Here is a 26,473-nt window from a genome sequence, read left to right as displayed (position 1 = left end):
CCCCGTCCATTCTCCCGGCATGTACAGGCGCGCGAAAGCCGCCTATAAACCATTGAGACCAGACCGTTACAGGTGCCATGACCGACGCTCCGCAGCCATCGTTGAAGCCCATTCTCCGTATCAGCTTTTCCGGGCAGGATCGGCTTGGGCGCGGCAAGATGGAGCTTCTCGAGCATATTCAGGAGACCGGCTCGATCTCGGCCGCCGGCCGTGCCATGGATATGTCCTATCGCCGCGCCTGGCTGCTCATCAGCGAACTCAATCACATGTTCCGCGAGCCTGTCGTCGAATCGCAGCGCGGCGGCCAGAAGGGCGGCGGCGCCGCCCTGACGCCATTCGGCGAGGAGTTGCTGCGGCGGTTCCGCGGCATGGAAACGACGCTGCGCGCGGCAATAGCCGATGACCTGAACTGGCTCGAAGCCAATCGCAGCTCGGCGAATGCTTCCGTGAAAAAATCCTGACTAATGTTCGAGCGCCACGGTCTTGATGACCGCATGGACCGGCAGGCCAATCCGTAATCCCAGCCGGTCGACTGAGAATTGGGTGATGCGGGCAGTGACGATGTCGCCGCCGCAATCGACCCTGACTTCAGCCGTCCCGTCGGCGGCCGTGCCAATTCCCTGCACTTCGCCGTCGAGGATATTGAGGGCGCTAAGACCCTCGGGCCGCGTCGTTGCCAGTATGACGTCACGGGCGGGAATATGGACACGAACGGTCTTGCCGACCGTCGCCGTCTGACCCGGTACAAAGAGTTTTGCCGTCTTCAGAGCAATGACTGTCAGATGATGGCGATCGTCCATCGATTCCACTCGGCCTTCCAGCAATACGCCGGCTTCGCGGCGGTCGGCCGCCAGCGGGCCGGACAACTGGCTGAAGATGTCGACGGCGGCCCCGATCGTCTCGATCTTGCCATCACGCATGACGATGACGCGGTTGGCGAGCCGCGCCACTTCGGCAATCGAGTGGCTGACATAGATGATCGGAATTTTCGTCTCGTCGCGCAGCCGTTCGAGATAGGGCAGGATTTCCGCCTTGCGGGCCTCGTCGAGCGCGGCAAGCGGCTCGTCCATCAATAGGAGCTGCGGCGAAGAGAGCAGGGCGCGGCCGATCGCGACCCGCTGCTTCTCGCCGCCGGAAAGTTTTGCCGGCCGGCGATCGAGCAGGCCGCCGATGCCGAGAAGATCAATGACGCTGTCGAAGTTTTCGCTACGTTCGTATCCGGGTGCGAACCAGCGGCCATAATTGAGGTTCTGCCGCACAGATAGATGCGGAAACAGGCGCGCCTCCTGAAAGACATAGCCGAAGCGGCGGCGGTGACGCGGCACGAAGATCTGCCTGTCGGTGTCGGCAAGCACGGTATCATCGAGGCTGACGCGGCCGTGATCGGGCCGGGTCAAGCCGGCAATGATGCGGACGATCGACGTCTTGCCGGAGCCGGAGGGGCCGAAAAGGGCTGTCACGCCGCCATCGGACGTGAATGTGGCTTGCAGCGAAAAGGCGCCGAGGCGGTGGCGAATATCAACCGAGAGCGTCATTCGCAATCCACCCTCCGTCCGGCGAGATAGGCAAGGAATTCTGAAGCGAGCAGCGCCGCCATGGAAATGACGATGGCGACGATGGTGAGCCGCATGGCGCCGGCATCGCCGCCTGGAACCTGGGTGAAGGTATAGATGGCAGACGATAGCGTCTGGGTCTCGCCGGGAATGTTGGAGACGAAGGTGATGGTGGCGCCGAATTCACCCATGGCCTTGGCGAAGGAGAGGATCATGCCGGCAATGATGCCGGGGAGGATCAGCGGCAGGGTCACGGTCACAAAGGTCCAGACGGGACTGGCGCCCAACGTTCCGGCGGCTTCCTCCAACTTGCGATCGACGGCCTCGATCGACAGGCGGATGCTTCTGACCATCAGCGGGAAGCCCATGACGCCGCATGCAAGTGCGGCGCCCGTCCAGCGGAAGGAGAAGACGAGGCCGAGATATTGCTCCAACAGAGCACCGATCGGTCCTTTACGGCCAAAGAGGATAAGGAGGATGAAGCCGGTGACGACGGGTGGGAGGATCAGCGGCAGATGGATGAGACCGTTGAGGATCGATTTGCCCCAGAAGCGGCCGCGCGCCAGTAGATACGCGGCGCCGATGCCGAAGGGCAGGCTGACCAGCATGGCGACGATGGAAACGCGCAGGCTCAGCTCGATGGCCGTCCATTCGTCGCTGCTCAGACCCAACGCTTCCAAATACCCGCCCCTTAAAACATCTCAGGCTCGCCACGCGTCAGCGAGCCTGAGGCCTGAACTTTTCATACCTGACTTGCGGTGATGACACTCACTGCTTCAGGATGGTGAAGCCCTCATGCTCGAAGAAGGAAGCAGCTTTAGCCGATTTCAGAAAGTCGAAATAGGCTTGTACGTCCGGGTTCTTGCTGCTGCTGGTGATGGCGATCGGGTAGACGATCGGCGGATGGCTATCTGCCGGGAAGGCGCCGACGACGGCAACGCCCGGATCGGCTGCGACGTCGGTCTGATAAACGATGCCATATGGCGCTTCGCCGCGCGAAACGAGCGCGAGGGCGGCACGCACGCTTTCAGCGCCGGCGACCTTCTTTTCGACGGAAGCCCAGATGCCGAGCTTTTCCAGTGCCGCCTTGCCATATTTGCCTGCCGGTACTGATTCCGGCTGACCGATCGCCAGGCGGCCGTCGCCGAGCAGGTTAGCCAGATCGAAGCCCTGCTTGATCTCGACCGGCTTCGCCTTGTCCTTGGCGGCGACGAGAACGAGCTTGTTACCCAGCAGGTTGATGCGGCTGTCGTCCTTGATCAGCTTCTTGCCGGCGACATAATCCATCCAGTTGGTGTCGGCGGAGATGAAAACATCGGCCGGCGCGCCGTTTTCAAGCTGTTTTGCAAGCGGACCGCTCGCAGCATAGGAGACGGTAACCTCCTTGCCGGTTTCCTTGGTGAAGGCGGCGTCGGCATTGTCGAGCGCGTTCTTCATGCTGGCGGCGGCAAAGACGACGATCTTGTCGGCGGCGAAGGCCGGTGCCGGAATGAGCGAAAGGCCGAGCCATGCGGCTGATACTGCGGCGGTTGCAAGCTTGATCCATTGGCGTCGGCTGATTGTCATCCTAATTCTCCAAAGATGTCGACATATTTGGACAGATATAACGACATGTGAGGCTTGGCTAGGGATGTATTTGTAAAAATACATCGCGATATAACCGCGTAAGCCTACGAATTCTATGGATTTTCCGTAGCGCAGCGCATATGAGCGGTTTTGGGCATTACAAAAATGCATGACTGAATTTGCTCAGTGAATTGGCGAACGCTCACGAAGCAAGACGTAACGTTACGAAACGTGGGATCTCGCGCCATTCTTTCGCCGAATTAAGTCTCACACTTAAAATCAAGCTGCGGGAAATCTCCAAAAGAAGCGTTTTTTGGGCAGAAAATTTTAGCAGCCATGCCGTATATGCATTGCTGCATTGCGCAATCACCCATTTATCAATCGGTAGAATCTGGTAAAACATAATCATCGAGACGGCGATCTCCTCCTCCCAATGCCGTCCGATATGGATCAGCAACTCTCCTCCTCCCAGTTGCTGATCAGGTTCAAAAGCCCGACGCACCTCCTCCCGCGTCGGGCTTTTTATTTTTCAGGCTTCCCAAAAAATTGGCGGAATTATTGAGCGGCGCGCAAGGCGGTCGAGCTCAGTGCCGAACGCGGTCCATGGATAAAGGTCCAAGCCGGCGCACGCTTCTTCCAGAGTACGCGTGCGTCATCTTCATCCACGCGCGCGTAGTGGAAGGTCTTGGCCATCTTGGCCGAGAGATAGGAGAGCGTCGATCCCGGCCGGTCGATGACAGCGATCGGAAAGGTTTGCGCGATTTCCTGCCATTTCTGCCAGCGATGGAACGTGTTCAGGCTGTCGGCGCCCATGATCCAGATGAAGTGGACATGACGGTTGCGCGCCTTCACATGCGCCAGCGTATTGGCCGTGTAGCTCATGCCCAGCGTCTGCTCGAAAGCTGTCACCTTGATGCGCGGATTGTGGAGGATCTGCTCGCTGAGCGCAATGCGTTCGGCAAGCGGCGCCAGATGATTGCGGCTCTTCAGCGGGTTGCCCGGCGTTACCATCCACCAGAGCTGATCGAGGCCAAGCCGGCGGATGGCGATTTCGGCAACCAGTGCATGCCCTTCATGCGGCGGATTGAAGGACCCGCCGAAAAGACCGACCACCATGCCGCGCTCGGCATGGGGCATGCGCAGATAGCGTTGATCGATCTCTTCTGTCAGCACGTCAGGGCCGTATCTGTCCGGTGCCGCGAACGCGATATTTGAAGGAAGTGAGCTGTTCTACGCCGACAGGCCCGCGCGCATGCATCTTGCCGGTGGCGATGCCGATTTCCGCGCCCATGCCGAATTCGCCGCCATCGGCAAATTGCGTCGAGGCATTGTGCAGCAGGATCGCCGAGTCGATCTCGGTGAAGAAGCGCTCGACAACGTCAGGATCTTCGGCAATCACGGCTTCGGTATGGTTCGACGAATATTTGCCGATATGGGCAATGGCACCGGAAATGCCGTCGACCAGCGCGACCGAGATGATCGCGGCCAGATATTCGGTCGTCCAATCCTCTTCCGTGGCCGCCTTGAGGCCGGGAACGAGCTGCAGGACATCGGCGGAGCCACGGATTTCGCAGCCTGCCGCGGCAAGGCCGTCAAGCAGCGGCCTCAGATGGGTGGAAGCGACCTTCTTGTCGACCAGCAGTGTTTCAGCGGCACCGCAAATGCCGGTGCGGCGCATCTTGGCGTTGACGACGATGGATTTCGCCATGTCGAGATCAGCCGAGGCATCGATATAGATGTGGCAGAGGCCTTCAAGATGGGCAAAGACCGGCACGCGCGCCTCGGTCTGCACGCGTCCGACGAGGCTCTTGCCGCCGCGCGGCACGATGACGTCAATATTACCTTCGAGGCCGCGCAGCATGGCGCCGACGGCAGCGCGATCGCTGACGGGCACAAGCTGGATGGCATGTTCCGGCAAGCCTGCTGCCTTCAATCCTTCGACCAGGCACTCATGGATTGCCTGCGAGGAGCGGCGCGAGTCGCTGCCGCAACGCAGGATCACGGCGTTGCCTGCCTTCAGGCACAGTGCGCCGGCGTCGGCCGTCACGTTCGGGCGGCTTTCGAAGATAACGCCGATGACGCCAAGCGGCGTGCGGACGCGTTCGATCTTCAGGCCGTTCGGACGATCCCAGGCGGCGATGACTTCGCCGACGGGATCGGCGAGGGCAGCAATGGCGCGGATGCCGTCTGCCATCTCGGCGATGCGCTTGTCGTTCAGCGTCAGGCGGTCGACGAAGGAGGCGAGCATGTCGGTACCCTCGACGTCTTTCAGGTCTTTCGCGTTTTCAGCGAGGATATGATCCTTACGAGCCAGAATGGCATCCGCCATGGCATTCAGTGCCTTGTTCTTGCTCTCCGTCGACGCGAAAGCCAACGGTCGCGACGCAGCCCGGGCCTTGCGGCCGATATCGTTCATCAGCGCGTCGATGTCGGGGCTTTGTGCGACAGTATCAAGCATGAGCTTCATCCTTCTTCGATTTCTCGGCCTTCGTCTTGACGGATGCCGTCATGACGAGGTCGTCGCGATGCACCATGGCGGCGCGGCCGGCATAGCCGAGGATCGCCTCGATCTCAGCCGATTTGCGGCCGGTAATCTGGCGGGCCTCTTCGGCATCATAGCCGACAAGGCCGCGGGCGATTTCGCGGCCGGAGGGGCCGATGACGGCGACGGTGTCACCGCGGCCGAAATGACCAACGACCTTACGGACACCGGCAGGCAGCAGGCTCTTGCCGGCGCCAAGCGCGGTCACTGCGCCATCGTCGACATGCAATTCGCCGACAGGCTGCAGCTGCCCGGCAATCCAGGTCTTGCGGGCGGTGACGGGCGTGCCAGACGGCGCGAACCAGGAGGAGCGGGCACCGCTTTCGATCGATTTCAGCGGCCTTTCGGTCTTGCCGGATGCGATAATCATGGCGCAGCCGGCGCCGGTTGCGATCTTGCCGGCATCGATCTTCGTGCGCATGCCGCCGCGCGACAGTTCTGAGGCGGCGCCGCCGGCCATGGCTTCGATCTCGGGCGTGATCTCGGCGATGGTATCGAGGAATTTGGCTTGCGGATCGAGATGCGGAGGGGCGGTATAGAGGCCGTCGATGTCGGACAGCAGTACCAGCAGATCGGCGCCGGTCATGGTGGCGACGCGGGCGGCGAGGCGATCATTGTCGCCGTAGCGGATTTCGCTGGTCGCGACCGTATCATTCTCGTTGATGATCGGCACGGCGCCGATCTTCAGGAGTTGGTTGATGGTCGCGCGCGCATTGAGATAGCGCCGGCGCTCTTCCGTGTCGCCAAGCGTCAGTAGGATCTGGCCGGCGACGATATCGTCATGCGACAGGCTTTCCGACCAGGCGCGGGCGAGCGAAATCTGGCCGACGGCCGCTGCCGCTTGGCTTTCCTCCAGCTTCAGTGCGCCCGAGGGCAGGTCGAGCACGGAGCGGCCGAGCGCGATCGCGCCCGAGGAAACCACCAGCACATCGATGCCCTTGGCCTTCAGGGCGGCGATATCCGCGCACATGCCGTCGAGCCAGGATTTCTTCAAGCCCGTCTTGCGATCGACGAGAAGGGCGGAGCCGATCTTGATGACGATGCGGCGGTAGCGATCGAGCGGCTTGCGAGCAGTCATCCCTGATGATCCCCGTCGTCACCACGGCGTTCGTAGTCGTCTTCGCCCGCATCGTCGGAAAGCTGCATGTCTCGGTGCCGCAGCTTCGGCGTTTTCGCGGGCTTATCCGCTTCGCCGGCATTGGCTTCGACGATCACGTCGCGTAGCGCGCGCAGCACTTCCGTCATACCGCGGCCGGTGGCGGCCGAAATCTGGAAGGGCGTCTTGCCGCAGGCCCGCGCCAGCTCGCGCGTCTTCTTCTTCAGCGTTTCCTCATCCAGCACGTCGATCTGCGAGAGGGCGACGATCTCCGGCTTGTCAGTGATGTCGTTGCCATAGGCTTCGAGCTCGTGCTTCACGGTCTTGTAGGCTTTACCGACCTTTTCTTCCTGGGCGGAGACCAGATGCAGCAGTACGCGGGTGCGCTCGACATGGCCAAGGAAGCGGTCGCCGATGCCCACACCTTCGTGGGCGCCTTCGATCAGACCGGGAATATCGGCCAGAATGAATTCCTGACCGTCGATGGTGGCGACGCCGAGATTAGGATGCAGCGTCGTGAAGGGATAGTTGGCGATTTTCGGCCGGGCGCGGCTGACCGCGGCAAGAAAGGTCGATTTTCCAGCATTCGGCAGGCCAACGAGGCCGGCATCGGCGATCAGCTTCAACCGTAGCCAGATGGTCTTTTCTTCGCCTGGGAGGCCCGGATTGGCCCAGTCCGGCGCCTGATTGACCGAGGATTTGAAATAGGCATTGCCGAAGCCGCCATTACCGCCGGCGGCCAGCCGGAAGCGCTGGCCTTCTTCGGTCAAATCGCAGATTAGCGTTTCCTGGTCTTCTTCGAAGATCTGCGTTCCCACGGGCACTTTCAGCGTCACGTCGTCGCCCTTGGCGCCGGCGCGGTTCTTGCCCATGCCATGCATGCCGACCTTCGCCTTGAAGTGCTGCTGGTAACGGAAATCGATCAACGTATTCAGGCCGTTGACGGCCTCGACCCATACGTCTCCGCCACGGCCGCCATCGCCACCATCCGGACCGCCGAACTCGATGAACTTCTCGCGGCGGAAGGAGACGCTGCCCGCGCCGCCATCGCCTGAGCGAATATAGACTTTTGCTTCATCGAGAAATTTCATCTTCCGTCCGTCACCCGGTGTCGGCGCATATCCCCTCGGATCGAATGGGATTCACAAAAGCCTATGCGCTCTTTTCAATGTCTGCCGCTCCTTCTGCATCTAAAAGAAACATCGAGCGGCCGTTTACCCGTCATGTCGCCTTCGATATAGGCGCTTCGGGCTGAGGTCAAAGAATATCGTGCGGTTCCAGTACCATAAAGGGCAGAACTGTGCGATTGGCATGATGGTCATCGCCGGGCGGGCCAGCGATGACCGTTTTCAGGGCCTCAGGCCGCCCGCGACAGCCGCAGCGCGCCCGGCTTCAGCACGGTTTCGATATGCGCAACCATGGTGTTGCGGGCAAAGCTGTAGATCTCCGAGCAGCCGGTGATCTCGAAGCCGAGCTTCTGCTGCAGCTTCAGCGACGCCGGATTGTCGGCGAAGACGCCGGAATAAACGGCGACTTCGGGCATGCGGCGGGCAAAACGTTCGAGCGCAGCCTTGACCGCTTCGGTCATGATGCCTTGCCGCCAGTAGAAGCGGTTCAGCCAATAACCGAGGTGCCAGCGGCCGTGGCGAAGCTCGATGCCGACGCAGCCGATATGGGCATCATCCCGCTCGGTGATGGCGAGCTCCCAATCGACACCGAGGCCGGAGGTGTGCTCGACCAGCCAGTCGAGCGCATCCTGCCGGTCATAGGGCGCGGGAACGCGGGCCAGCATGCGGGTGACGGCGAAATCCGAAAGCGATTCCGCAATCATATCGGCGTCGCTGAGCCGGTGCGGGCGCAGCGTCAGTCGGCCGGTCTGGATGACCGGCGTTGGCCCAGGCGTCAAAATCCGGGCATCGCGGCGGGTGAGGGCGAGAGCGTTCATCTCATGCCTCCCCAGCTGCGCAGCGAGATCCAGGTCTTGCGATCGAGCCTGTACCATTCGACCGGAACGGTGCTGCCGAGCGCCAGCGACGCGGCAAGGCCGGATCCCTGGAACTGGAAGCCGCACTTCTGCACGACCCGCCGCGATGCGACGTTCGTCACCCGGCAGCGGGCATCGATCTGCGCGACATTCTCACGCGTGCGGAAGACCATGTCGATGAGGGCATGGGCCGCTTCCGTGGTATAGCCCTGGTTCCAGTAGGGTTCGCCCAGCCAGTAGCCGATCTCGACCGTGTTCGGATCACCCGTGGGCTCTACCCCGCAGCAACCGAGAAAGGCGCCGTTGTCGGCTTTGGTAATGGCATAGACGCACTTGCCAATCTCGCCAAGCTTCGTGCGTCGCACGAAATCGGCGGCATCGGCGGTCGTATACGGGTGCGGCATACGCGATACCATTGTGGCGACATTGGCGTTGTTGGCGAGATGGGCAAGGGCGTCGATGTCTTCTTCGTGGGGCGCGCGCAGAACGAGCCTTTCCGACAGTAAGACAGGGCAATCGGTCCTTAACCTATCCGGCCTCAGCCGTTCTTCGGGAGACCTTGATTGGTCTTCCCTTAACAATTCGCCTTGCATGGTTCAGTCCTCCTTGGTTGAGGGTAAAGAAAAAGGGGAGATGGCGCCCCATCTCCCCTGTTTTCTTGACTGAACCTTGTAGCGTCAGCCGGGTCGATGAGACGCCGGCTGTTTTAGAGCGCTACCGGCTTATTCCGCTGCTTCCGCTTTCGGCATTACAGACACGTACACGCGGCCATTGGCCTTCGTACGGTAGTTCACGTTGCCCGCCGTAAGCGCAAAAATCGTGTGATCCTTGCCGAGGCCAACGTTGGAACCCGGATGCCACTGCGTGCCGCGCTGACGCACGATAATGTTGCCTGCGATGACGGCTTCGCCGCCGAACTTCTTCACGCCAAGGCGCTTGGATTCGGAATCGCGACCGTTGCGCGAGGAACCGCCAGCTTTTTTGTGTGCCATTGGAGTTCTCCTTTAAACCTTGATCCCGTTACTTACTTGGCAGCCACGATGTCCGTGATGCGGACAACCGTGTGATGCTGGCGATGGCCGCGCGAACGCTTCGAGTTCTGACGACGGCGCTTCTTGAAGGCGATAACCTTCTTGCCGCGGTTGTGCTCGACCACTTCGGCCTTGACGGAAGCGCCCTTGACGAAGGGAGCACCAATCGCAGCGTCGGCGCCTTCGCCGATAACGAGGACTTCGGTGAATTCTACGGTGTCGCCGGCGGTGACTTCGAGCTTCTCGATGGTCAGCACGTCGTTGGCTGCCACACGGTACTGCTTACCGCCGGTCTTGATGACTGCGAACATTTTTTATCCTTTCATGTTCGTTCCGGCTCTCTCGTCTCGGGGACGAGCGGCCGTCTTTTTATCAGTCGAAACTTAGCAGGGATTCCAAAGGCTTGAGCCTTCAAAAAGTTCTGCCGGTGAAACCCTGCTCGAAGCAGGGCGGGCAAGGCACGGACTTATCCACACCTATTGCGTCGCACGGGATATATAAGCGTCTCTGATCTGTCAAGGCAAAAGGATGAAAAGCTTTCATATTCACCCTTGCCATCCCTCTCTTCTGTCGCTATGAGACAGCCCGCGCCGAACAAGCGCCGACCAGCATAACCGGAGAGGTGGCAGAGTGGTCGAATGCACCGCACTCGAAATGCGGCATACCTGCAAGGGTATCGTGGGTTCAAATCCCACCCTCTCCGCCATTTTGGGCCTTTGCTAGTAAGGCTTTCCCCGTGATATGCTGATTTTCTCGATGTTAGTTGCTGGTGCCGAAATTGGCTGGGACTGACCTGCCACTGAAGTTCCACCCGGAGTCCCAGACGAGTCGCAAGCAAAAGCGCATCAAATTATCACTGGCCTCACGCAGTCCGCTTGAATATCGAGAAAGCCTTGGCCTAACCATATAAATTAGTCCACTTTTATCCGCATCCCCTCAATCAAACCGAAACTCGTTCTAGGCGGCCTGGAACGAACTCACCCACGCGTGGTCTTGGCCACTTGTTTTGATCTGTGTCCTCCTGGACCGTGGGTTTAATTTGGAGACTGTTCTGGTAGAGGAAGCACCCTAACGGCTCTGATATACGTATTGTGTCCTTCGGGATGTTGGGGCGGTTCACCGCCATTGTCGGACAACGCATTGGATAGTCGAATTTTGGCAGGGGCTTTTGCGGCACCGGTAATAGTGAGCGCTGCGAAAGGCCGACCATCGATCGCAAAAATTATATCCGTCGGCGACCACAAAACTCCATAGTCGTGGAAATCCTTTGATAGATCAGCCTCCGTTCTAGCCGATGTTAACACTGCTGTGTGCTTTTTGGTGGCCGGTGACCACCATTCGTGAAGCGTCGCAGTCAATAGATTCGGAAAGAAGGCTTCAACGGCGTCGATTTCGTAATGATCATCCGTTGTCAGCCAGAAGGCGTTGTCCATCCCGGGAATATCCGCGATCTTCATTGAAGCTTCAAAGTATCCATAGCGATATTTCGCCTTACTCACGATCTGGCCAGTCGACCACTTTGCTGCGCATCCATTCGACACCAGCGTCAACAAAGTTAAGCCGTTCTGGGAGCTTGATACATTGTGGCGTTGACGGCACGATTTAAGGTTGGGCATGTCATCCGTATGTATGTCCCACTCGCTTTGAAGTCGAACACCATCGGAAAAATCTGAGAAGTAAGCCGGTGTCTTTCCTGCGGATCGATAAACTTCAATCTGCCTACGATCATCCTCTGTCACAGGCCGCCGCTTTGCATAAGGCTGGTCCTGGTTGCGTGCTGCGACAGGGCCTTTGATCGACGTCGATCGCACGCTAGGCCATTGAACGGTGTCTGCAAAGGACTTGCCCGCCGGCAACGCTGAAAGAACTGCACCAAAAACCAGGATAATCGATCTTGTCATGCCAGCATTGACCTCGCTTCCTTTAAGATTTCTGGGGCTAGCTCGTATCCAAGTCTTGAGCTGGCATGATGCTGATCGCCAATTGTAGCGCTGCGGTATTCCGGTAGCATGAACTCATCTTCGATCATAGATGGCTTCAGCCGAACGCATTTTATGTTTTCAGATATGAGGAAATCCGAAAATGTCTCTCGCACTCGGTTGTCTATAAATTTCACAGTGGCAACATTTCGACCCACCACGTAATCGCTAGATTCGAATAGCCGAGGTGTTTCTACGACGACAACCTTCAGAGACAAACCTTTCATTGCGCGAAGCAGGTTCTTTTGAAATTTCTGCTTTTCTTCGAAGATGGCATCGAATGCTGATGTTGAGAGCGCCCAGCGCTCTGAGTCTCGAGTGAGCAAATGGCAAAATGTTTTTGATATCCAGGAAAAATGTGCTGTGTGGAACCCAAGGGACATCACATAGACGGTGTCTGCGGTGTGAAGGTCGTTTGCGGGTAGTGCGCGAATATACTTCGTCACGTTTGGGTTCGTGAAAGTGATCTCTTGGTCAGAAATACTGAAGAAAGGTTCACAAAGGTATCTTTGACTGCCTAGGGGGCGGGCAGAAATCGAAACGCCAACATTGTGATCCGTGATGTATTGACCGGTCCCTTTTGCTAAAGGAGCGATGTGTGAATCGCCAATGAAAAAAAGCTTCATACTTTCGAATTCTCCGCGAGCTCCAACAACATCTCATCACAGATAAGATCCGTCCGCGTGACGGTCTCCTTCATCTCAGAAGGTTTTTGTTCTGCCGCTGGCTTAGTCGGCTGGTGCTGAGAAAAGAAATGGCTCATTACATGGCTGACCCCGTTTTTGTTGACTGATCGCATGTCGGGCTCGAAGAACATACTCTTCATCGGCGTCGAGGATATGATTTCGTACGAAGGAAAGTAGTCGACAAAAGGATGTCGCTCAGCGAGGTGACCCGCGGCAGCCCTTAAAACGGATTTTGAATAGGTTGTAGCAACCACAACGTTGTTTTGGGTGGCTGTAGCGACAAGGGGCACCGGCGATACAGTGAAGATTATCTGTCCATCTTTCCTGACGGACTTGAACTCGGAGATAAATTTCTCGAGGTCAGCAACAACATCCGTAAAGTCAAAGTTTTGCAACTTATGGATATCGGAATCATACGAACCGCCGCTTACACCTGGACATACGGGATATGCCGCTCCAGTCTTACGATTGGTCCATGTCTCTGTAAGACCAAGGGTGAAAATGAATGTCTTGGCATTTTTAAACATTGCTGCAACATGTTGTAGATGCAATTCTCGTGAAATCAGAACTTCATCTTCGGTCGAAAGTGGAGGTTCGATCGTAGGGCGGAACGGGTCAACGAAACCCATTCCATGGCGCCAAGGACGTTCGTCGAACGATCTGTCCCCCATCGATCTACGCAGTAGCTGAAAAAGCTGGCGCGGCGAATAGATGTTGCCAAACCGGGCAGAATACAGATTGTATCCAAACTTCTGCGTTTCCGCGAACCCCATCCAGGGTGGAGCAGGTTCGCGATCGATGAAGTTGAATCCTGATGTTCTAAGGTGAGTGCCGATGTGCTGGGCAAAACAACTGCCACCGGCTGCGATGCCGCCATCTGATATCTGAAACTTTCTTTCGTACCATTCCGCGATATCTAACGGGTGCTTTAATGAAACCGTCTCTCGCCATCGAGCTTTTGATGGCTGCAGTTTATACGGATGCATATGTCTCCTCAATTCGTTGAGATACTTAGGGCCGAGAGTTTATCGATCGGAAATATGGCGAGCAACGGAGCGCTCCAGCAACAATCCGGCCATTAAAGTTATGGTTGCATAACCGATAACGTAAGGGACACTGACAAGTTTGTCGCTGTAAGATTCGTAATAAGCTGTTCGGAACCACTCTATGCATTGGGTAATTGGGTTAAAAAATAGGAACTTAGAAACTTCATCCGGAAGATTAGAGGGAACGAAAAACACGCCCGAGCTAACATAAAGAGTGATGATCGTTAACTGGAAGATTGTTAAAACGACAGGATATATCAGAGCGCAGATCCCGACAAAATATCCGCAACCAAACGCAAGATAAATTGTGGCGAGATAACATTCTGTGGCGCTCTCCCAGTCAGCCGGGAAGGGGTTGTCTCCCCATGCATAAAATAAAAGCAGCATAGAAAATAACGTAAGAAACGCCGCGATGATCTCTAATGCAGCTCTCCCCATAAGTATGTCAGAGATCTTAACTACCGGAAAAGCAAGCATGGATTTATTTGTCAGGAGCGAAAAAGCCATAAAGCGTGAGATATAGCTGAAAAGCAGAAACGGTAGAACGCCAGTCATAAAAAAGACGGGCACGCTATCACCATATGTCGCAACAGGATGCGCGAACGAATGGATGGCAATGATAATCGCCATGTGCACCAAGGGCCAAAGTGGAACGATGATAAAGCCAAGGCCATGGTCAAAGAATCGCGTCCTCATATCGCGAAGCATCACAGCGCTCATGACGCTTTTCTTGTCGATTAGTGCTTGAATGACGGGATGATGCGGTGGTGTATAGGGTATTCTGACTGGCTTCTCACGAGGTGGCCTCGGCGTTATTTTCGGACGCGGCATCTCCATCAGCCGTGATGTCCAGTTAACACAGCCCAATCAGATGAATATCCGAATAGGTGTGCGACGATCACGACAATGCCGAAAACCGCCTCCATGCCCAAAATCAAATAATTGAAGTTATTGAAATCCTTCAGGTATCTCTTCTTTTCCTCGTCGCCCATCATGTCGAGTTCTGCGTCCTTCTGAAGTTCAGTACCGCCGGCTGTATTGGGGGAGATTGCGGTGCATGTCACGGCAGAGATGGGTATACCTTGGGGAAACCACCTGACAGCATGTCTCTATTACCCCGCACTCGTGCCTCAGTCGCAAACGAGGCGAAATACTATTCGCATATCTCCGAATGGGGGGGAAGCCACAAATCTCATCCCCTCGAAAGGAAATCTATCTTGAGTGGGTTGGTAGTAGCGACGCGATTGCAATCAAACTGATCTAGCGTCGAGCGTAGGCTAACCGTGAAGTCGGGCGAGAACCACGTCTGCCGGTTCTTTCACTTTGATTGGCGCCTTTTTGAGCACGGATGGGCCATCAGCCAGAACAATTTCAGTGGAAACTTGGCCAGGTATTACAGCAGCAACAAAGGAGGGGTTGATAAAAATCCATTTATTGCCTTCACCAGCCAAGGTGAACCGGGAAAACGTGTTATTGCCAGCGTATTGATCTACTTCGGCCATAGTGCTTTTAATAGACATGGTTGCACTCCTTATTTGTTCACTCAATTAAAACGATCTTGGTTAAGAATGCAAGTATTGCTAGAGCAAGACATAGAGCATTGGCCGAATAAGGACTTCAAACCCCAACTGAACGTTGCTCTCGAATCGGTTTCTGTTGCTGACGGTATCCAACTGGATTGGGTGTATAGATTAAGCACCGGAAGCAAAGCCTCTCACTCCGGCGACAGATCAAATAAAAACTGACTGACAGGTAGCGATTGCTTTCATGCCTGACAGAGCAGGGTTGTGTGACATAACTATATCTGGAGCAGCAGTGGACTGTACATTAAGCGCCACTTCAGTTTCACATGCGATGCTTCCGTCGAGATTCGGCAAGGACAACTCGTTGCGAAGCGCAAGGTGATGATTATGGATGCTATAGAGCGGAAAAAGCTCACCCACAGCATTATGATAAAGATTCTGCCTATCATGGGAGCTTTGGCAATATCTAGTACTCTGCTGCTATTCTGCGTAGCAACGCAAACTTCCTTCCGGTAATTGCTCGATTTAATCTTCTTTCGTTTGTCGAAAGGTTGAGGATCCCCCAAAAACAACGGACGGCAATTATTGGGACGCATCTGGCGCGACACAGCGCCGCGTTCCGCGAATGCTGGGCGTGCTGCCCAAAATGGAAGCAGTTCAAACGCTGACTACAATGAGGGTCTAGAGCGGCCCTCTCCACGACCGTGGAGTATATAGTGGCTGTAGCCTGAGGAAAATCGTCCTTCACGCACCGCTACGATCACGTCCTCGTTCTGGCGCAAATACTCCTGCTCGTCGAAGCTCGGCGGTACGGGAATAAACCCTCTTGTCTTTCGTGCCAGTTGTTCCAGTTCGGGCCAGCCAATACTCAAATCTATCTCCTTTTCGCGGAGGTGGAATTGGTATTTTTTCTTGCGCAAGCTCTTGTTGAGGTGCAATACAGCCCAATACTTGTCTGCGAAGTCATAGCCCGAAGCTGTTTGCTGTGGGTTGATCTTCTCGGAAGTGCCTCGGCTTCGAAAATCCTGCGCAAAATAACCGAGTATCACTGCAACGGCGCCGGGGAATTTTTCAGAGTTCTTGCGAATAAAGGCATTGCGCGCAATTGCGGCATATTCCTCGTGTTTGCTAACGCCGCCAATTACCGAATTAGCGTAGGCGCTAGAATCTCCTCGATCGCGGTGATGATAGTTTGCAAGCGGAGTTGGAATCAAACCAATGTCTGCGCGCAGAAGGAATTCCAGATTAAAGAACCAGTCCCCAAGCACTGGAAGTTCTTCATTGTAGCCGCCAAGGTCTTCCCAGATTGACCTTTTGAAGACGAACGCAATTGGCGCGAAAATATTCCCTGCCGCCATTTCGGCCAATTGTACGTTGCGTACCCAATCCTTGTACGGCTGGCGAGAATGCTCAATTACCTTGGAGCCGCGAATCTCTTCTGAAACATACGTCGTGTGAGTAACCACGCCGCCATAATGACGCCCGGCGCTGCTATTCAAAAAGTCAACGGTCTTCTCCAGGAACGTTGGCTCCCAGCTATCATCGTCGTCATGAATTACTATCAGATCGGAATCACTATTCCTGATGCCCGAGTTTGACGCCGCCTCCATTCCGATACTTTCTTTATGGGAAACCAGAAGAATCTTTGTTCGATCAACGGCGCAGCTCTCGATGACCTTACGGGCAACGACTTCATCGCCTCCATCATTGACAACAACCCAAGTATAATTTGTGTGAGTTTGTTGAGCGACGCTCTGCGCGGCGCGCTGAAGGAGAAGTGGCCTATTTTTTGTCCGAGTAATAATCGCTACAGATGCTTCTCCGTTGCCCGGCGCGGAAGGTCGGTGCGATGGATCAAAGTAAGATGCAGCATTTGCGCATCCCGCCAGACGCAATTGTAGGTCGCGTGCGAAGCCTCCTTCGAATTCCAGCGCCGCTTGCCCTTCCTGCCAAAGCGACCTCTTAATTCGATTTTCCGGGGCTTCGTCAGCGTCCGGTTCCGATAAAACTGGGACAACAAGCTTTTTGCCAAAGTCCGCGGATCGATCCTTGCAACTTAGCGCGCGCGCCTCTTCGCGAGTTGGAGTGATTATCATGCGCGCCAATTCAACCATTGCCGTCTGGTGCCGAGAGTAGATGTCGGCGATACCGGCATTTTTCCCTTCTCCGGCGAGATACTCTATGACAGCCAAGTAGAGAGCATCGCTACCTTTGCTCACTTTCTCTTGCTCATTTAGCTTAATGAGCCTTTGGGCAACATCGTCGTGTGCTCCGCCCGGGATTTCCTCGATCGATGGCCCATTTGGTTCCAGCAGGGATTCCACAATGTGGCGGTGCCTTGTAAACGCTGTTTCAGGCACTGATTGTTGATAGGTCTCGCCTTCGAACATTACTCCCAAGACATTGTTCACAATCTGAGCATCATGCCCTGGCTGCAGAGAGCGGCCAAAATACAATCCGCGCCATACGAAATCAGGAAAGGCTTTAGTCAAGAGTGATTGCATCGATCCCTGCCAACCACTGTCGACTAGCACGGCGCGCGTTCGACCCTTAAGTAATTGCTTTAGGTATGCATCAAAATCCGATTGGCATTGAGTAAAGTACTTGCGCATCTCGCTCGCGGCTGGCGTCGGCCCTTGAATCCAGCCGTCAAACACTGCGCCGTGGGCCTTGTACTCAGGAAGCGTTAGGTCGAGACGTCCCAGCACCTCGGGCTGATGACGGAAAATGCCCTTAATAAGCTCTGCGATGGGTACGTGTTGATATTCTCGCGCTATAATCGTTCTTGACTGCTTCGCCTTGTAGAAAGTGCCCTTGCATGTTGATAATCGCGACAGCCAGAACATTTGGGCTGGGACATCTCGTCCACCAAAACCCTCTACGAATAGCCGATAGAGTTTCTCAATGCGGACTCCCGCTCTAGCGCAAAATAGAAAATTTGTATTCCCGTCATCATAGTAGGAAAAATACTGATGCAGCCCGAGTAGCCAGCGTTGAACAATTGGACCTAAGATATCGTGGCCAATCTGGCGAGTAAGTACATTTTCTATTGTGTTATTTTGTATATATTTTTGATCCATGACTGTCTGGTCTCTGGGGATAAAATCTGGGTATCTTATTTTGGCATCGCAATGTCGACTTCAATGTCGAAATACTTGCGAAGCATCATCGCAGTCGCCAGGTGGTCAGTTTTGCGTGCTTTAATTTCAATTTCGCTTACAGGAAGGTGAAGTGCACGCCAACCGTGGCTTATTGGTTGGCGAAAATCTCCCTTAGCGCTATCTCCAACGTGGAGAAAATTTGGACCGTGCAGCCCCAAGCGCTTCTCTATTTCCGGAAAAAGTAGTCCGCAAGCTTTCGATATCAGCGTATCTGCGCTCGAGAAAATAGCGTGAAATTTTTTGGGATCGATATTAACCAGCGCCAACAGTTCCTCAACTTGTTTGGCATGCATATACATGTCAGTTACAAGAATAACCTGACCCCCACGTGATATATGTTTATCTATGTATTCAAGTAGGAGGCCATTTGGTTCAACGCGGGTCGTTTCGTATTGAAGCTCGGCACTGATGAATTTCTCTCGATAATCGTCATTTCCACTTAACAGCCGACTTGAAACGGTGTGAATTTCGGTCAGCGAGCCCTCGCCGTAGCCTCTATGTCTATCTCGGGCGCGGTATGTTGCTTTGGTGCCCAACTGCCGCGCAAGGAATGCATCTATGTCTTTCTTTGAAACTCGTTTTTTGGGGGCGGGGGGAAGTTTTCTTTTCTCCGAGGCGCCAGCGGACATTATCGCGGCCATCGCGGCGCCGATTTCGACAAATCTCGTGAGTTCAGAGGAATTGTCGCGCAGTAACAGCGTGTCGAATATATCCAGTGACAAAACACTTTTCTCACTGGGTAAGAGTCCGTCAAGGCGTTGAAAAAACATGCTTTTGAACGATATGTCTTCAAAAAGCTTCATCCGAGAAGGCGCTGAATATGTTGCCCTTTCGATGTCTCCGAACGTATAGATCGTAGTGTTTCCTTCACGCATTCCGTATACCGCTGATAATCATAGAATACATCCGCCTCGCGCAGCTTCCTGCCCAGGAAACCTTATTCATTAGCCTTAAAGGTGTTTAGTGCCACTAATACTCCAGCAAGTGGTATGCTTTAAGCAACTTAGCGATGCACAAAAGAAGCTCGATCGTCAATTACCACGTGTCGTTTTGTTCGAGAAGACCAAAAAGGCGCATCTTATAAAGGTAGCGGAACGCGCCGGATGTCCATATTTTTGATATCTGATCTGCAAGCTGGTCGCTCTTCTTAAATCATCAGAATGCGGAAGCTGGTTGTTCCTGCTGACACTATCCATCAGGCAGGGAAACGCTTTACATTGAACACGTTGACAAGCCGGTGAAAGTTCTTCTTATGCGTGATAGCTTGTCCGCATCTGAGAGATGGCACCTAATGAAAATAGCTGGTATGATTGGTACTGATGGGGGTGTGTCTTTCGCCGCCGAGGGTTTTCATAACGCTCTAGGTAGGGTTGGAGAAAACACCGGCAACACTCTTTTCCAGCGCGCGATGTGGAATCTCGTGAAAGGACCAAAGGTATCGGCTGGTCCCGGAGTGTTGCCGCCAGAGACACTTCGCCAGGTCGCAAATATCTTAGTGATTCCAGCAGCAAATCAAATTAATCCGCACTTCAAAATGGATGCGTGGGCTGATTACATTGAAGCGGCCGACCTGCCATGCCTCGTGGTTGGCCTTGGCGCGCAATCGGATGATCCATCCTTGCCTCCAGAGGCGCTCATTTTGCCTGAGGCGGTAGCTAGGTTCGCCAGAATAATTTCAGAACGCTCCCAAGTTATTGGGGTTAGGGGGGAGTTCACGAAACGTGTGCTCGCTTCACTTGGGGTAAATAATACAGTCATCACAGGGTGTCCGTCGCAAACCTTAAATTTGAGAGTTACAGGCGATCAGATTGCCCGCAATCTTGACCGTGCAAGATCTAATGATGATTTGGCTGTAGCCATTCTGGGTGGGACGTTGCAGGAATACACAAGAGGCGTCGAAAGGACGCTTTACAGCGCGGTAAAAGGAATCCGGAATCACATTTGTGTCTATCAGACAGAACCAAGAATCCTGCGTTTTCTTCACGAACGCCATGTCGATGACGATACTCGAGCATTTGTCACGTGGATGAATGCAGTTGTGCGTCCGGATCTGCGGATCGAACAATTTTTCCATTATCTTGTCACGCAAGGGCGGGTTTATTCGGATGCTCGCTCTTGGATTGATGCGATGCGACGCATGGACGTGACAATTGGCATGCGAATTCATGGCGCAGTTGCGGCAATCCAAGCGGGCAGATTAGGCATCTGTATTGCATTCGATAGTCGCACTCTCGAGCTGGCCCGAACTATGGGAGTGCCATACATTATCGCTCATGAAGTTAAAGAAGGGCAGTCGCTCAAGGAGCTTTTAGGCATCGTCCACTTCGAAGCGGCTGATTTTGACGAGAAACGCAAACACAATGTCGCAGCAATCATGGATATCGTTTCTGCGGTAAACTGACTTGCAGGTGCGGTATATTTGTTGATTATGGGGTGACCCACCCTTCCGAGGACATCGAGTACGATGATCCGTCATTGAAGGAAGAGGGCCCGATCCATGACGATTTCAATTTTGGGTATCGGTATAGGTACAAATAGCTGCAGCGTTGTTGGCGTTGACAACAAAGGTGCGGTGACTGTCCGCCGAACGATGCGGCGGCAGACGCTCATTGAGTTTGTCAGCAAGATCCCAGCTTGCGTCATTGCTATGGAGGCGTGCTGCGGTGCTCACCACCTTGGCCGGCTTTTTGTGTCGCGGGGACACGAGGTCCGACTGATGTCGCCAGAGTCCGACCTTATGTGAAGGCGCAGAAGAATGACGACCGGATGCGGAGGTTATTGCGGAAACCGCGTCGCGTCCCAGAATGCGGTTTGTCGACCTCAAAGCGAAGCGCAACTTGATATCCGGTCGTTGCCCAGAGTCCGATCCCGCGTCGTTGCGCAAAGAACGATGCGATCAATCAGATGCGCGCTATCCTTCTGGTGCGTGGCCTGATCTTCGCCGCAGGCCGTTACAAATTTGAGAGTACTCTCGATACGCTTCTGGATGAGCAGGTCGGTAGGCTATCGAAGCGCGTTCACCGGCTGATCGCTGAAGTGTGAGGCGAATGGAAGACGCTCGACACCAAGATCACAGCGTTGAATGCCGAATTCTTGTCGCTGGCACGAGATGATCTCGCAGCGCGCAGGTTAACAGCTATTCCAGGCATTGGAGTTCTGAATGCCACAGCTCCGGTGGCCTTTGACGTGGCGCGCGAGTTCCATCTTGCCACGGCACGACCGTGAGACCCAGTACGTTGAAGCAGACTGTGCAGGAATCCAAAGATTTTACTAGCGAACAGGGTGGGGCCATACGTTTCCACTAAGAAGTGACCCGATCTCTATAAACTTTTACCCCTCTCTCGGGAAGGACACAGCTATCGGTCGCTTCAAGCGAGCTGAACAAGCAGCCGCAATAGCCCAAACGCCTCAACTCCCCGGAAACCGATAGACCACGTCTGCAAACGATTCCGTCGGGAAGATATAGAAAAACTTCAAGTTCGCTGATGAGTCGTTGCGGATACCGTGTTGGGCGTTGCCGGGGATGAAGACGGCTGTGCCTGATTTGACGGTGGTTTCCTGGCCCTCGATCCGGACGATGCCGGTTCCCTGGAAGATGAAGTAGATTTCCGAGGGGTCGTGGCGATGCGGTTTCAGCTCGCCGCCGGGCGCGAGTTCGGCGATGCCGGCGCTCATGCTGTCGGTGGGGGTGATGTCGCTGCTGAGCAGCGTGTGCCACGAGATGGAGCCGTGGACGGGATCGTTCCATCCGTCGCGCGGGCGCTCTTCGGCAGTGGTAATAACGGCTTGCGATCTCTTTGTCATTTGGCCTCGAAACGCTGGGTCGGCAACCACCCAAAACGGTGTCACAGCCGTGGGGAATGTCAATTGGATGATGCATGGAGTCAGTCGATATCGCTATCGTTTGCCGGCTTTCGATGGCTTGTCGAAGCGCCATGTGGCGATGGGGCGGCAGACGCCGAGCCATGTCTTGATCGGCAGAAGCGGGAAGGCCTCCCCGCTCCTACGCTTTGTCTCGAATCGATCCTGAACCGCGGCGTTCAGGTCCGCCGCAGGAAGTCCGCAATCAGGCTTGAGATGGTTTCCGGGGCATCTTCGAAGCAGTAATGGCCGACGCCTGGGAGACGCTCGATGGGGGCTGATGGGAAGAGGGCGGAGAAGAGCGGCAGGAAATACTCCGCATGCAGCGTCCGGTCCGCTTCGCCCCATATGGCGAGCGCCGGTTTTCTGCGGATGATGCGCTCGGCTTCCCGGTCGGGCGTTTCGAATTGATGGGCACCGGTCGCAAAGCCCTTGGCCCAGCCGAGCGCGCCGAGGCAATCGGCTTTCGTTGCGAAGGGTGCACCATAAGCATCGAGCCAGGTGTCTGTGATGACGGCGTTGTTCTCGAAGCCGTTGAGCTTGAGCGCGCTCAAAATGTTGAAGCCGAGATTGTTGAGCACTGGCTCCAGCGTGCCGTCGGCCTCGGCCTTGAGGATCCATTGAAACCAGGGCGATCGGGCGGCGTTCGCCACCGCCCGATCGACAGCATCCGGCTGGCCGAAAGGTGTCGGGCCGTTTGCCGAGATGATGCGGCGGATACGGTGGGGATGGCGGGCGGCAAGGGCCATTCCTACGGGGCCGCCGAAATCATGCATCACGAGCGTAATATCCGTGAGGCCGAGCGCGAGCACGAAGGCCTCCAGGTTGGCGATGTGATCCTGCAGCCAATAGCTGCGGCCACTGGGTGTTTCGCTCTTGCCGAAGCCCATATGGTCGGGAACGACGACGCGGTGCGTGCGGCTCAACGTCGAGATGAGGTGGCGAAACAGATAGCCCCAGGTCGGCTCGCCATGCAGGCAGAGGATGATCTCGCCATCGCGAGGCCCTTCGTCGGCATAATGCATCCGGAAGCCAGGTGCCTCGGTGAAATGCGGTGCGAAGGGGAATGTGCCGGCGAATGCTTCATTGGCAGGAATCACAGTTGTTCTCCTAATGTGGTTTTAATTTGAAACCACAGCTCCAGTATCTCTTGTAGTTTTAGTTTGCAACCGATATATTGAACTGGTGATACAGGCGCTTGATCGCGGTCCTGACGGCAGACATGAAAACAGGCGAGGGCAGTGCGGTATGGCCAAGAGAATAAGCCACAAGGATTCGATGTGCGGGGTGGCGCGGCCACTGGATGCGATCGGCGACTGGTGGTCGCTCTTGATCATCCGCGACGCCTTCGATGGGCTGCGCCGATTCGGCGAATTTCAAAAGAGCCTCGGACTTGCCAAGAACATTCTCTCGGCCCGGCTGCGCAATCTCGTCGCTCACGGCATCATGGATACCGTGCCAGCCTCCGATGGCAGCCCCTATCAGGAATATGTGCTCACGCAGAAGGGGCAGGGCCTGTTTCCGCTGCTGGTCGCGCTTCGCCAATGGGGTGAAGATTTCTTCTTCGAGCCCAATGAGCCGCATGTGACGCTGGTCGACAGAGCGACAAAGCTGCCGGTGCGGCGGCTGGAACTGCGAGCGCAGGATGGGCGGATGCTTATGGCGGAGGATACGGTGATCGTCGTGCCGCCGCCTGAGGAATGAGGCAGGCGCGCCCATTGTCGAGCGACAGTTCGGCCGCGACCGAACTATTTCAGGCGGCATGTCGGCCACACTGAGACTCTCAAAGGAGAGTTTCTATGTTGACGAAGACAGCCAAATTCAATGCCGCCGAGAGCGATCGCGAGCATATCGAAATCAAGCCCAGCGTGCTTTATATCGGCACTCCCGTCGTGCTGATTACGAGCCTCAACCCCGACGGCACGACGAACATCTCGCCGATGTCCTCGGTTTGGGCCTTATACGATCGTGTTGTTCTGGGCCTGACATCCACCAGCAAGGGTCGGGAAAATCTCCTGCGCGAGCGTCAGCTGGTGCTGAATTTTCCGTCGCCGGAGCTGTGGCCGAAGGTCGAAGCGATCGCGCCGACGACCGGCCGCGATCCCGTTCCCCCGCACAAGGAGAAGATCGGTTATCGTTTCGAGGCCGATAAATTCGATGTGGCCGGCTTCACGCCGCAGCCCGCCGATCGCGTGCGGCCTCTGCGCATCGCCGAATGTCCGATCCAGTTCGAGGCGGAGGTGGCGGCGGCGCATCCTCCCGGCGCTGAATGGCCCTCGGAGCGCGTCGAGGCGTTCTCCATCATCGAGGCGAAGGTCCTTCGCGTTCACGCACACAAGGATATCGTCATCGCCGGCACCCATCATATCGATACCAGCAGGTGGAGCCCGCTGCTTTATGTGTTTCGACATTATTTCGGCACCGGGCCTGATCTCGGCCGCACCTTCAAAGCGGAGAGATGACGCATTTTCCGCGGAGGTGCCCATGCGATCACAGACTTCACTTGCCGGCTTCGGCCCCGCCTATCAGCAGTTCCAAGCCGGCCTCGAATAGGGCTTCATGGCCGTTGGCGCGGTAAAGCGACAGAGCTTTAGCGAGGTTCGGACGGCTTTCCGCCGCGGCGTCGAGGGCTGCACGGTCCGGCGGATCGGCCGCATCCGCCTGTTCCTCCAATACACATCCGACCACATAGCGGCTGATCGCGATCTGCAGCTCCAGGGCCTTTTCGGGATCGAAGCCGGCGGCGAGCAGGCATTCCAGCTGGGCTTCGATCGCGTCGAGATCCAAGGGATCGACCTCGGTTCCCGCATGCACGCGGGCGCCGTCACGCCATGCCAGCAGGGCGGAGCGGAAGCTGCAGGCATTGGCGTGCAGGAATTCCTGCCAGGTCTCCCCAGCCAGAGGCCTGTTGCGGGTGTGTTTTCGTCTTAGCATCTCGGTGTTCATCGCAGCTAGCAGGGCTCGTTTGCCCTTGAAGTGCCAATAGAGCGCCGGCTGCTGGACGCCGAGGCGCTGGGCGATCAGCCGCGTCGACAAGCCATCGATGCCGACTTCGTTGAGGATGGCCAGTGCCGCATCGACGATCTGGTTCCTGTCGATTTTCATCTTCTTTCCGATTGACAGTCCGATCATCATAGTTTATCGGCGATAAAGTTCCTTATCAATGATAAGTTTTGCATTATGAACAAGATGCTTTTGACGATCCTCTCCGTCGTCGTTCTCGATGCGGCCGGAACCGGCCTCGTGATGCCGATCCTGCCGGAGCTTCTGCAGAGCGTGGCCCATTCGCCCGAGCTCGGCTGGCGCTATGGCGCCTTCCTGTCGCTCTACGCGGCGCTGCAGTTTCTGGCCTCTCCCATTCTCGGAACGCTGAGCGATCGTTACGGCCGCCGGCCGGTGCTGCTCGCCTCGCTGGCGGGCGGCATGATCGACTATGCCTTCATGGCGTGGGCACCGGGTTTCTGGTGGCTATTCCTCGGCCGCGCTGTCGCCGGTCTGACGGCCGCCAACGCCGCGGTTGCGAGCGCGTGCCTTGCCGACATCACGCCGGAGGAGCGCCGAACGCGGGCTTTCGGGCTGCTCAGCGCCTGTTTCGGCATCGGTTTCATTCTCGGACCGGTCATAGGAGGGGTGTTGGGCGCGATCTCGCTACGCGCGCCTTTCGTCGCTGCCGCGTTTCTGGTAATGGTGAATTTCATTGTCGCGCTTGTCGTGCTGCCGGAGACACGTACTGTACGGCCTGAACGGATCGATCTGGTCGCCTTTCATCCGCTGGCGCCGCTGCGTTGGATCGGTGCGTTTCCGGCGCTGGTGCCGCTGCTCTTCATGTCCATCCTCCTTGCAATCGTCGGAGAAGTCGGCGGTACCGTCTGGGTGCTCTATGGTCAGGACAAGTTCGGCTGGAATACGGCGACCGTCGGCCTGTCTCTGGCTGGCTTCGGCCTGTTCCATGCGCTCGCCCAGGCTTTCGTCGCCGGCCCTTTGAGCGAGCGCTGGGGCGAACGCTGCGCACTCGTCGTCGCGATCGTCTGTGACGGCGCTGCCTATGTCGCCATCGCCTTCGTCACGCAGGGTTTTCTCGTCTTTTTTCTGTTTCCGCTTTTCTGTCTCGGTGGGATCGGCCAGCCGGCCCTTCTATCCTTGATGACCCAACGCGTGGGCACCGACGAACAGGGGCGCTTGCAAGGCGTGCTGACCAGCCTGACGAGCCTTGCCTCCATGATCGCGCCCCTGGCGATCAGCGAGATCTATTTCGCATCAAGGCATGTCTTTCCCGGACTGGTCTGGGTGCTCGGCGCCTCGCTCTATCTCCTCTGCATGCCGATGCTCTTCGCGAAGCGGCAGCGGACAGATGAGCCACTCGAAGGCGCGGCACATCGACAAAGCGAGCAATCCTGAAGGGCATATGGTGGAACGACATAGAGGGATTACGCGGTTAACAGCTC

General features: G+C 56.1%; 28 protein-coding genes, 1 tRNA gene and 1 pseudogene. 7 read left to right on the top strand and 23 right to left on the bottom strand.

Annotated features, from left to right (window positions below):
- Positions 1-77 precede the first annotated feature (77 nt).
- Positions 78-461, top strand: coding sequence for a winged helix-turn-helix domain-containing protein (locus tag PH558_RS13465; RefSeq protein ID WP_113232773.1), 384 nt, complete (start codon positions 78-80; stop codon positions 459-461).
- Here PH558_RS13465 and modC read toward each other — a convergent pair whose 3' ends face one another.
- From modC to rplU, 12 genes are all read right to left on the bottom strand, one after another.
- Complete coding sequence (gene modC / locus PH558_RS13460; protein ID WP_285204868.1) at positions 462-1,535, bottom strand: molybdenum ABC transporter ATP-binding protein; 1,074 nt, start codon at positions 1,533-1,535, stop codon at positions 462-464.
- Entirely contained in the window at positions 1,532-2,233 is a 702-nt protein-coding gene (gene modB, locus PH558_RS13455) for a molybdate ABC transporter permease subunit (protein WP_285204866.1), read from the bottom strand. The genes modC and modB overlap by 4 nt, the downstream gene beginning before the upstream one ends.
- A gap of 88 nt (positions 2,234-2,321) precedes the next feature.
- Complete coding sequence (gene modA, locus PH558_RS13450) at positions 2,322-3,119, bottom strand: molybdate ABC transporter substrate-binding protein (protein WP_285204865.1); 798 nt, start codon at positions 3,117-3,119, stop codon at positions 2,322-2,324.
- A 202-nt stretch (positions 3,120-3,321) separates the two neighbouring features.
- Complete coding sequence (locus PH558_RS13445; protein WP_285204864.1) at positions 3,322-3,576, bottom strand: hypothetical protein; 255 nt, start codon at positions 3,574-3,576, stop codon at positions 3,322-3,324.
- A 98-nt stretch (positions 3,577-3,674) separates the two neighbouring features.
- Positions 3,675-4,256, bottom strand: coding sequence for a nicotinate-nucleotide adenylyltransferase (locus PH558_RS13440; protein ID WP_285175705.1), 582 nt, complete (start codon positions 4,254-4,256; stop codon positions 3,675-3,677).
- 37 nt (positions 4,257-4,293) lie between these two features.
- Positions 4,294-5,577: a glutamate-5-semialdehyde dehydrogenase gene (locus tag PH558_RS13435; protein WP_285204863.1), complete on the bottom strand. Its 1,284-nt coding sequence runs from the start codon at positions 5,575-5,577 to the stop codon at positions 4,294-4,296.
- Positions 5,570-6,739 (bottom strand): glutamate 5-kinase, encoded by a 1,170-nt coding sequence (gene proB, locus PH558_RS13430; protein ID WP_285204862.1) that lies wholly within the window; start codon positions 6,737-6,739, stop codon positions 5,570-5,572. The genes PH558_RS13435 and proB overlap by 8 nt, the downstream gene beginning before the upstream one ends.
- Positions 6,736-7,848 (bottom strand): GTPase ObgE, encoded by a 1,113-nt coding sequence (obgE, locus tag PH558_RS13425; RefSeq protein WP_113501469.1) that lies wholly within the window; start codon positions 7,846-7,848, stop codon positions 6,736-6,738. Before obgE ends, proB begins: the two co-directional genes overlap by 4 nt.
- Positions 7,849-8,114: 266 nt before the next feature.
- The gene (locus PH558_RS13420; RefSeq protein WP_285204859.1) at positions 8,115-8,702 is read right to left on the bottom strand and encodes a GNAT family N-acetyltransferase; all 588 of its coding nucleotides are present in this window, start codon (positions 8,700-8,702) and stop codon (positions 8,115-8,117) included.
- Positions 8,699-9,334 carry a GNAT family N-acetyltransferase gene (locus tag PH558_RS13415; RefSeq protein WP_095433341.1) on the bottom strand — a complete coding sequence of 212 codons (636 nt, stop codon included), beginning with the start codon at positions 9,332-9,334 and terminating at the stop codon, positions 8,699-8,701. Before PH558_RS13415 ends, PH558_RS13420 begins: the two co-directional genes overlap by 4 nt.
- Before the next feature lie 129 nt (positions 9,335-9,463).
- Complete coding sequence (gene rpmA, locus PH558_RS13410; protein WP_004127267.1) at positions 9,464-9,733, bottom strand: 50S ribosomal protein L27; 270 nt, start codon at positions 9,731-9,733, stop codon at positions 9,464-9,466.
- 32 nt (positions 9,734-9,765) lie between these two features.
- Positions 9,766-10,083, bottom strand: a complete 318-nt coding sequence (rplU, locus tag PH558_RS13405) for a 50S ribosomal protein L21 (protein ID WP_028753733.1) — start codon at positions 10,081-10,083, stop codon at positions 9,766-9,768.
- Positions 10,084-10,388: 305 nt separating this feature from the next.
- On the opposite strand from rplU, the gene PH558_RS13400 reads away from it, so the two are divergent.
- A tRNA-Ser gene (locus PH558_RS13400) sits at positions 10,389-10,478 on the top strand.
- Between the two features lie 328 nt (positions 10,479-10,806).
- Here PH558_RS13400 and PH558_RS13395 read toward each other — a convergent pair.
- The 8 genes from PH558_RS13395 to PH558_RS13360 form a co-directional block, all read right to left on the bottom strand.
- Positions 10,807-11,673: a glycoside hydrolase family 16 protein gene (locus PH558_RS13395; RefSeq protein ID WP_285204858.1), complete on the bottom strand. Its 867-nt coding sequence runs from the start codon at positions 11,671-11,673 to the stop codon at positions 10,807-10,809.
- Positions 11,670-12,377, bottom strand: coding sequence for a hypothetical protein (locus PH558_RS13390; protein WP_113389694.1), 708 nt, complete (start codon positions 12,375-12,377; stop codon positions 11,670-11,672). The genes PH558_RS13395 and PH558_RS13390 overlap by 4 nt, the downstream gene beginning before the upstream one ends.
- Positions 12,374-13,423, bottom strand: a complete 1,050-nt coding sequence (locus PH558_RS13385; protein ID WP_113389695.1) for a GSCFA domain-containing protein — start codon at positions 13,421-13,423, stop codon at positions 12,374-12,376. The genes PH558_RS13390 and PH558_RS13385 overlap by 4 nt, the downstream gene beginning before the upstream one ends.
- Before the next feature lie 39 nt (positions 13,424-13,462).
- The gene (locus PH558_RS13380; RefSeq protein ID WP_285204853.1) at positions 13,463-14,203 is read right to left on the bottom strand and encodes an ABC transporter permease; all 741 of its coding nucleotides are present in this window, start codon (positions 14,201-14,203) and stop codon (positions 13,463-13,465) included.
- Positions 14,204-14,319: 116 nt separating this feature from the next.
- Complete coding sequence (locus tag PH558_RS13375; protein WP_162749417.1) at positions 14,320-14,478, bottom strand: hypothetical protein; 159 nt, start codon at positions 14,476-14,478, stop codon at positions 14,320-14,322.
- Between the two features lie 282 nt (positions 14,479-14,760).
- A complete protein-coding gene (locus PH558_RS13370; RefSeq protein WP_113389697.1) occupies positions 14,761-15,003 on the bottom strand; it encodes a hypothetical protein in 243 nt (80 codons plus the stop codon).
- A gap of 671 nt (positions 15,004-15,674) precedes the next feature.
- A complete protein-coding gene (locus PH558_RS13365) occupies positions 15,675-18,086 on the bottom strand; it encodes a glycosyltransferase (RefSeq protein ID WP_285204849.1) in 2,412 nt (803 codons plus the stop codon).
- A 35-nt stretch (positions 18,087-18,121) separates the two neighbouring features.
- Positions 18,122-19,042: a hypothetical protein gene (locus PH558_RS13360; protein ID WP_285204848.1), complete on the bottom strand. Its 921-nt coding sequence runs from the start codon at positions 19,040-19,042 to the stop codon at positions 18,122-18,124.
- Between the two features lie 416 nt (positions 19,043-19,458).
- Here PH558_RS13360 and PH558_RS13355 point away from each other — a divergent pair, with 416 nt between their 5' ends.
- Together PH558_RS13355 and PH558_RS13350 are read left to right on the top strand one after the other, a co-directional pair.
- Entirely contained in the window at positions 19,459-20,568 is a 1,110-nt protein-coding gene (locus tag PH558_RS13355; RefSeq protein WP_285204847.1) for a polysaccharide pyruvyl transferase family protein, read from the top strand.
- 96 nt (positions 20,569-20,664) lie between these two features.
- A pseudogene (locus PH558_RS13350) lies at positions 20,665-21,347 on the top strand (IS110 family RNA-guided transposase); the annotation flags it as partial.
- Positions 21,348-21,575: 228 nt separating this feature from the next.
- Here the strand turns inward: PH558_RS13350 and PH558_RS13345 are convergent.
- Together PH558_RS13345 and PH558_RS13340 are read right to left on the bottom strand one after the other, a co-directional pair.
- Positions 21,576-21,971, bottom strand: coding sequence for a cupin domain-containing protein (locus PH558_RS13345; protein ID WP_113389703.1), 396 nt, complete (start codon positions 21,969-21,971; stop codon positions 21,576-21,578).
- A 236-nt stretch (positions 21,972-22,207) separates the two neighbouring features.
- Complete coding sequence (locus PH558_RS13340; protein ID WP_285204846.1) at positions 22,208-23,128, bottom strand: alpha/beta fold hydrolase; 921 nt, start codon at positions 23,126-23,128, stop codon at positions 22,208-22,210.
- A 148-nt stretch (positions 23,129-23,276) separates the two neighbouring features.
- Here PH558_RS13340 and PH558_RS13335 point away from each other — a divergent pair, with 148 nt between their 5' ends.
- Together PH558_RS13335 and PH558_RS13330 are read left to right on the top strand one after the other, a co-directional pair.
- A complete protein-coding gene (locus PH558_RS13335; RefSeq protein ID WP_285204845.1) occupies positions 23,277-23,732 on the top strand; it encodes a winged helix-turn-helix transcriptional regulator in 456 nt (151 codons plus the stop codon).
- A gap of 95 nt (positions 23,733-23,827) precedes the next feature.
- Complete coding sequence (locus PH558_RS13330; RefSeq protein WP_285204843.1) at positions 23,828-24,490, top strand: flavin reductase family protein; 663 nt, start codon at positions 23,828-23,830, stop codon at positions 24,488-24,490.
- Positions 24,491-24,527: 37 nt separating this feature from the next.
- On the opposite strand, the gene PH558_RS13325 is transcribed toward PH558_RS13330, so the two are convergent.
- Complete coding sequence (locus PH558_RS13325) at positions 24,528-25,133, bottom strand: TetR/AcrR family transcriptional regulator C-terminal domain-containing protein (protein ID WP_285204842.1); 606 nt, start codon at positions 25,131-25,133, stop codon at positions 24,528-24,530.
- Between the two features lie 75 nt (positions 25,134-25,208).
- Between PH558_RS13325 and PH558_RS13320 the strand changes: the two genes are divergently transcribed.
- Positions 25,209-26,426: a TCR/Tet family MFS transporter gene (locus tag PH558_RS13320; RefSeq protein ID WP_285204841.1), complete on the top strand. Its 1,218-nt coding sequence runs from the start codon at positions 25,209-25,211 to the stop codon at positions 26,424-26,426.
- Positions 26,427-26,473 lie beyond the last annotated feature (47 nt).

The organism is Rhizobium pantanalense (assembly GCF_030182525.1).
GTDB lineage: Bacteria > Pseudomonadota > Alphaproteobacteria > Rhizobiales > Rhizobiaceae > Rhizobium.
This window is presented reverse-complemented; position numbering and strand designations above follow the sequence as displayed.

Excerpts from the sequence above, each read along its gene's own strand:
- PH558_RS13465 (WP_113232773.1), top strand. The coding sequence starts at position 78 with ATGACCGACGCTCCGCAGCCATCGTTGAAGCCCATTCTCCGTATCAGC.
- modC (WP_285204868.1), bottom strand. The coding sequence starts at position 1,535 with ATGACGCTCTCGGTTGATATTCGCCACCGCCTCGGCGCCTTTTCGCTG.
- modA (WP_285204865.1), bottom strand. The coding sequence starts at position 3,119 with ATGACAATCAGCCGACGCCAATGGATCAAGCTTGCAACCGCCGCAGTA.
- PH558_RS13440 (WP_285175705.1), bottom strand. The coding sequence starts at position 4,256 with ATGCCCCATGCCGAGCGCGGCATGGTGGTCGGTCTTTTCGGCGGGTCC.
- PH558_RS13435 (WP_285204863.1), bottom strand. The coding sequence starts at position 5,577 with ATGCTTGATACTGTCGCACAAAGCCCCGACATCGACGCGCTGATGAAC.
- proB (WP_285204862.1), bottom strand. The coding sequence starts at position 6,739 with ATGACTGCTCGCAAGCCGCTCGATCGCTACCGCCGCATCGTCATCAAG.
- obgE (WP_113501469.1), bottom strand. The coding sequence starts at position 7,848 with ATGAAATTTCTCGATGAAGCAAAAGTCTATATTCGCTCAGGCGATGGC.
- PH558_RS13420 (WP_285204859.1), bottom strand. The coding sequence starts at position 8,702 with ATGAACGCTCTCGCCCTCACCCGCCGCGATGCCCGGATTTTGACGCCT.
- PH558_RS13415 (WP_095433341.1), bottom strand. The coding sequence starts at position 9,334 with ATGCAAGGCGAATTGTTAAGGGAAGACCAATCAAGGTCTCCCGAAGAA.
- rpmA (WP_004127267.1), bottom strand. The coding sequence starts at position 9,733 with ATGGCACACAAAAAAGCTGGCGGTTCCTCGCGCAACGGTCGCGATTCC.
- rplU (WP_028753733.1), bottom strand. The coding sequence starts at position 10,083 with ATGTTCGCAGTCATCAAGACCGGCGGTAAGCAGTACCGTGTGGCAGCC.
- PH558_RS13395 (WP_285204858.1), bottom strand. The coding sequence starts at position 11,673 with ATGACAAGATCGATTATCCTGGTTTTTGGTGCAGTTCTTTCAGCGTTG.
- PH558_RS13390 (WP_113389694.1), bottom strand. The coding sequence starts at position 12,377 with ATGAAGCTTTTTTTCATTGGCGATTCACACATCGCTCCTTTAGCAAAA.
- PH558_RS13385 (WP_113389695.1), bottom strand. The coding sequence starts at position 13,423 with ATGCATCCGTATAAACTGCAGCCATCAAAAGCTCGATGGCGAGAGACG.
- PH558_RS13380 (WP_285204853.1), bottom strand. The coding sequence starts at position 14,203 with ATGAGCGCTGTGATGCTTCGCGATATGAGGACGCGATTCTTTGACCAT.
- PH558_RS13375 (WP_162749417.1), bottom strand. The coding sequence starts at position 14,478 with ATGATGGGCGACGAGGAAAAGAAGAGATACCTGAAGGATTTCAATAAC.
- PH558_RS13370 (WP_113389697.1), bottom strand. The coding sequence starts at position 15,003 with ATGTCTATTAAAAGCACTATGGCCGAAGTAGATCAATACGCTGGCAAT.
- PH558_RS13365 (WP_285204849.1), bottom strand. The coding sequence starts at position 18,086 with ATGGATCAAAAATATATACAAAATAACACAATAGAAAATGTACTTACT.
- PH558_RS13360 (WP_285204848.1), bottom strand. The coding sequence starts at position 19,042 with ATGCGTGAAGGAAACACTACGATCTATACGTTCGGAGACATCGAAAGG.
- PH558_RS13355 (WP_285204847.1), top strand. The coding sequence starts at position 19,459 with ATGAAAATAGCTGGTATGATTGGTACTGATGGGGGTGTGTCTTTCGCC.
- PH558_RS13345 (WP_113389703.1), bottom strand. The coding sequence starts at position 21,971 with ATGACAAAGAGATCGCAAGCCGTTATTACCACTGCCGAAGAGCGCCCG.
- PH558_RS13335 (WP_285204845.1), top strand. The coding sequence starts at position 23,277 with ATGGCCAAGAGAATAAGCCACAAGGATTCGATGTGCGGGGTGGCGCGG.
- PH558_RS13330 (WP_285204843.1), top strand. The coding sequence starts at position 23,828 with ATGTTGACGAAGACAGCCAAATTCAATGCCGCCGAGAGCGATCGCGAG.
- PH558_RS13325 (WP_285204842.1), bottom strand. The coding sequence starts at position 25,133 with ATGAAAATCGACAGGAACCAGATCGTCGATGCGGCACTGGCCATCCTC.
- PH558_RS13320 (WP_285204841.1), top strand. The coding sequence starts at position 25,209 with ATGAACAAGATGCTTTTGACGATCCTCTCCGTCGTCGTTCTCGATGCG.